Here is a 5192-nt window from a genome sequence, read left to right on the forward strand (position 1 = left end):
ACCCGCAATGAAATATTTTATCAACTCTAACTGCTTATTTCTCGATAACTTACAATGCTTTATATACATCAATAACTCCTAACAATTTAAATGTTAGGTGTCAGCCCCTTTTTATATAATAATATAGCTGAAATTCTAATGTTCGGGGAGACAGGATTCGAATTTGTTGTCCTGTATTTTTACCTATCGACACTGACTTTCATTAACCGTTATTACTTACTGTAAAATATATATAATTACTGGATATCTCTAATACCCGATAATACCGAAAGCTATTTATTGCAATTTAATTTGCTACTTATTTGCTACCTAGGTAGTATATTCATACAAGGTGAGGATCGTTAAATGCCAAAACTGAATAAAACTATTGTGGAGCGCGAATCCCCTAGCGATAAAGATATTCTTATACATGACAACGAATTGCGCGGATTTCGATGCAAGGTTACCCCAAAAGGCAAACGGGTCTATCAGCTCTATTACCGCAATGCGCAGAAGCAGCAACGGAACCCTACTATTGGAGTTCATGGTAATATTACATGCGACCAAGCACGAAGTATTGCCCGGCAATGGTTAGCGCAAATTGCTAATGGCGGCGATCCTTCCGCCGATAAGCAACTACGCAAGAAGCTTATAACTATCGAACAGTTTATTGAGATTTACTTAGAGCGTTACTCTTCGCAATTAAAAGCCCGCTCCCTTATTGAGGAAAAGAAACTAATTGAGAAGCACATCAAGCCAAAACTAGGAAAATTGAGTATTAACACTGTTGATCGCAACACCTTCATTCAGGTTCATCAAAGAATGAAAGAAACACCTTACGCTGCAAATCGAGTAATCGAATTGACAGGAAAACTTTTACGTCTCGCGCAAAGATGGCAATATCGAACAGAAATTGAAAACCCATGCTCATTTGTTGATAAATACAAAGAAGAACCGAGAGATCGTTTTTTGAAGAATGAAGAATTGCTAAGGCTCAGTGAAGTGCTTAATCAATGTGAAATTGAACAAACAGAAATGCCTAAAGCGATTCTGGCTATACGCTTACTGCTTTTCACAGGCTGTCGAAAGAATGAAATTTGCCAACTTGAATGGCAATGGATAGATTTTGAAGAAAGTCGTATTAATCTTCCTGATTCAAAAACAGGTAAGAAAACGATATATCTTGCGCCTCCCGCCTTAGAGTTATTAGCATCGGCGGAATGTATAGAGGGCTGCCCATACGTTCTGCCCGGTATTGGCAAAAAAGGGTATTATGTAACCCTCCAAAAAGCATGGGATCGTATTAGAAGGAAAGCAGGTTTAGAGGATGTCCGGTTACATGATTTGCGTCATTCTTATGCTTCTATGGCTGCGGCAGGAGGCATGAATCTCTACATGATTGGTAAACTACTGGGGCACACCCAACAATCCACTACAGAGCGTTACGCGCACTTAGTGGGTAAACCAATGCATGAAGCGGCGCACCTTGTAGGCAATACGATGGCAGCGGTGATGGCCGGTAATAAGGCGAAAATTATTCCTATCAATGGGTAGTTATAAATAACGTTTATTGTAATTTTTTATTTTTTATTGGCCGATAATACACCTCAAACCCTTACCTAATAAGCCTTTTAGGCTAACCCCCTATAATTTGTTCAGCATATAATACCATAGTAAATCTATAGCAATCCAACGAAAGGAATAATTGTTATGGATAAAACATCGAAAAAGCTATTAACCGAAATAGAGGTTTCCAAGCTGTATGGTTTCTCGCTCTCATGGTTACGTTCTATGCGAGTCAAAGGCGGTGGCATTCCGTTTGTAAAATGCGGAAGAAATGTAAGGTAAACATCGGATAATAGAGAACTACACCAAACAGACACAAGATTGCTGCAATTAATGTTTCTGCTTTCGTGTTATTAAAATACTCAATCATTATCAGCACGAAAAACAAAAAATTGTAAAGTGCACTACCTATCGCAACGAAATACCCCCAAACAAAATCAAAGGGTTTAGGGTTTCTTTCCTTAGCATATTTATCAGCGATAATTGCTAAAATGATAGCCACCACCATCGGTATTGCATAAAACATAACTTTCTCCTCAAACTGGTGCTGGGGAGTTAGTAAGCCTATCGTACGAGAAGCCGCATTAGCCTTTACTCAAAGAGCTATTGCATACGCTAATGCCTCCCCAACTAAGTTGAGGAGTGCGAAACGGTCACACAAACCGCGTACGATAAGAGGGTTACTACGCCCCAGCAATCCACTGCGATTGCTAAGTCGCGATAGTATAGAATAGAAAACCAAGAGCAAGGATTTCGTCATATAACTGTAATATGCGCCATTGGTTAATATATGTTATAAGTTGGTATAGCTACGTTAACATTAAGGTATTACGAATGACTTCAATAAATCCCGCATTATTAGAACCCGGTTCAACCGTTGTTTTTTATAGTACCTCGCCTGATAAAATTGAGAATTACCGGCGTATATTTGAGAATTATGATGTGAATTTTTTCACCCTTGATGAACTAGGTATACCTCCCACTAAAACACCCGAAGATAACAGTAACTACGATGATCATGTGCAGGAAAAAGGGCATGAGCTACTCAACATCTTTGGCGCTTCTGTGCCCAATGGTGATGCTGGTCACTCTATCTTCGATAAGGTGAAAGAAGTGCTAAAATCCAAAGGTATTGATGATGGTCGTATTGTTGGAATGGTTGAGGATTCTGGCTTGAGTATCGTTGCTGAGACCAACGCAGAGAAAACCGCTGTGCAGTTTATGAAAGAGGAATTACGCCGCCGTATTATTAAAGATGATGATCCGAAGAAGGAAAACTACGAGCGTTTATTCCGAGGGTTTGAAGATGATGCAACGGGGTTTCCAGGCCCTGACTTGAAATTGATTGTTGAAACGCTCAAAGGTGGAATTTTCGAATTGGTCGAGATTATTCACATGGGGCAAAATAAAGCCAAACTGGATTATTTACGTTACCAAAATGAAACCAGCGTTGCCTTGGTTGATCCGAGTCAGAATGAAGTTTCAGATACTTTTGCTTATGAAGCAGAAGGACGATTCACAACACCTGCTCAATGGCAAAACACTCTCCTTACACGGCATAATGATCCCGGCACTTCCGTTACCTATGATGATTTATTTTATCTTCGCGATAAATCTGGCGAGTTAGCTCTAGATGAAAAGGGAATGGCGAAGAATCGAGCAGCTATGATCTTGGATGATAGCTTATTTGATCCAACAAACGATGCAATAGATTATCGAATGAAGAATGTTGAAGCGATGGGGTTCACATTAGGGAAAGACAATAAGTACATTAACCCATCCCCCCTACAAGTTGGGTATTTGCATGGTGATTTATTTCATGGTGCAGAGCCTAAAAAAACACCGCAATCAGTTCCTAAAATTAACAATATACCTTTGGTTCGCTTACCCACTTATGATGAGTTATTAAAGAACCCAAACCTCAAACCTATCGCAGCAGTTAATTCAGTTATCTTACGCCCAAGCACCGTCAATCAAAAGAAGATAGATCGACTCGCTATAGATAAGATTTACCAAGAGTCGCAAGCAAATGAGTTTGCTGGCGTTGAAGATATCCAGAAAGGATTTGAGCAACGTGCAGAAGAAATTCAATCCGAGATATTTGAAGAGAAGCGCAGACCGTTAGAAGACAATGTGCAAATCCTCATGTTGGTGGTTGTTTCTCGTCTCATTCACCCAGAGAGCAAGAATACGGGCATCATCATTGATAACCGCGACAACCACTTTGATCCTGCTTTACGACTCTTCGATGAAACTTATTGGAATGGGTTAGCACAAGGCACTTCTCCTATCAAAGTGGCCGAAACAGACGAAGAGTTGCGCGAATATCAGCAAGAAGCGGCTGAGCGCTTTAAGCATACTCTTGGTGAGAGCATCAACGGAAGCACCGAATACCCCTATGATGATATTTCACAGGATGAGGTTCTGGGCTTTCAGCTACCCAAAGATCGTTTCTCTGTCTTTATCGGCGGAGGAGCTTTTAACAATTCTCCCAGCTACACACGTCGAACCGGAAACATCGCACAATATATCGCCAGTAACGATTGGACATTAGTAACAGGTGGAGGTCAACTAGACGGCCCGATGGGCGCAGCTCATGCTGGGTTTTTGGAGTATTACCTCTCTCGTGACAAGTTAGAGGCAATTCTTGAAGACGATTTTCTTAACGCAGAAGAAAAAGAAGAATTGCAAAAGTATATCATCACCCGCACAGCACCTATCCTTGAGGGTGACGAAGTGCCGTTTGAGTCAGTTAATATCGAAAAAATGCTCAAAGAGAATGAAGACCTACTCTATAAGATCGCTGATAATGACAAGTATGTTCCGAAAGATCGTTTCTTCGCGTTCAGTATGGAATTTTTGATTAAGCAGGAAGGATCTGGCAAACCAGCGGCAGGTAGCCGTGAGGGAGAGAATTACTTTGAATCTGGCAACATCATTCGCCGTATGCACGCCATGCTTAAAGCGAACACACACGTTTACGCTCCCGGAGCGCATGGTACTGCACAAGAATTGATTCAGTCACTTATCATGAATCGCGTGGAAAAGGATGAATCAAAGCGTAAAGACATCATTATCTACAACAAGCAAGACTCGACGACAGGGAAAGGCGTATTTGATCACGTTATCAATGAGTTGAATTTGCTCGATCCTGCTGTACAGAGAGAACGGAAGGTAGTCATTGTTGATCGCTATGATGATCTGCGGAAAGCGGTTGAAGAAAGTCAAGAGCGATGGGAGCAAAGGGATAAAGATAAACCTAATGAGATGGCTTCTCAGGGAATTGGTTAGGCTTGTTATATGTAATCTTTGATTAGAGCCTTCTTGCTATTAAGAATAATTCAAACGACAATCAATTACTGATGTGGAGGAAAGAGGTAAGAGGTTGCTCTAGATAACGCAAAAACAATAGATGATTATAGAAAAAAGACAGGCAAACAGAAGGTTTGCTCCCGACAGACATTTTCGAATGCTACCTATATGCTACCTAAAATCTTAAACTACCAATCAAGCGATTGATTAATATAAAAATAAATGGTCGGGGAGACAGGATTCGAACCTGCGACCCCCTGGTCCCAAACCAGGTGCGCTACCAGACTGCGCTACTCCCCGACGAAGAGAAGCGTTCGATAACAGATATAAAACAA

Annotated in this window: 3 protein-coding genes and 1 tRNA gene; 2 read left to right on the plus strand and 2 right to left on the minus strand. The window is 40.9% G+C overall.

Annotated features, from left to right (window positions below):
- The first annotated feature begins 345 nt into the window (after positions 1 to 345).
- Complete coding sequence (locus tag P8P30_08810) at positions 346 to 1533, plus strand: tyrosine-type recombinase/integrase (GenBank protein ID MDG1287644.1); 1188 nt, start codon at positions 346 to 348, stop codon at positions 1531 to 1533.
- 244 nt (positions 1534 to 1777) lie between these two features.
- Here the strand turns inward: P8P30_08810 and P8P30_08815 are convergent, their stop codons facing one another.
- Complete coding sequence (locus P8P30_08815) at positions 1778 to 2071, minus strand: hypothetical protein (GenBank protein ID MDG1287645.1); 294 nt, start codon at positions 2069 to 2071, stop codon at positions 1778 to 1780.
- 308 nt (positions 2072 to 2379) lie between these two features.
- Here P8P30_08815 and P8P30_08820 point away from each other — a divergent pair, with 308 nt between their 5' ends.
- Positions 2380 to 4836, plus strand: a complete 2457-nt coding sequence (locus P8P30_08820) for a hypothetical protein (GenBank protein ID MDG1287646.1) — start codon at positions 2380 to 2382, stop codon at positions 4834 to 4836.
- A 244-nt stretch (positions 4837 to 5080) separates the two neighbouring features.
- Here P8P30_08820 and P8P30_08825 read toward each other — a convergent pair.
- A tRNA-Pro gene (locus tag P8P30_08825) sits at positions 5081 to 5157 on the minus strand.
- Positions 5158 to 5192: the final 35 nt, after the last annotated feature.

Source organism: Rickettsiales bacterium, from assembly GCA_029252805.1.
Classification (GTDB): Bacteria; Pseudomonadota; Alphaproteobacteria; order Rickettsiales; family JALZUV01; genus JALZUV01.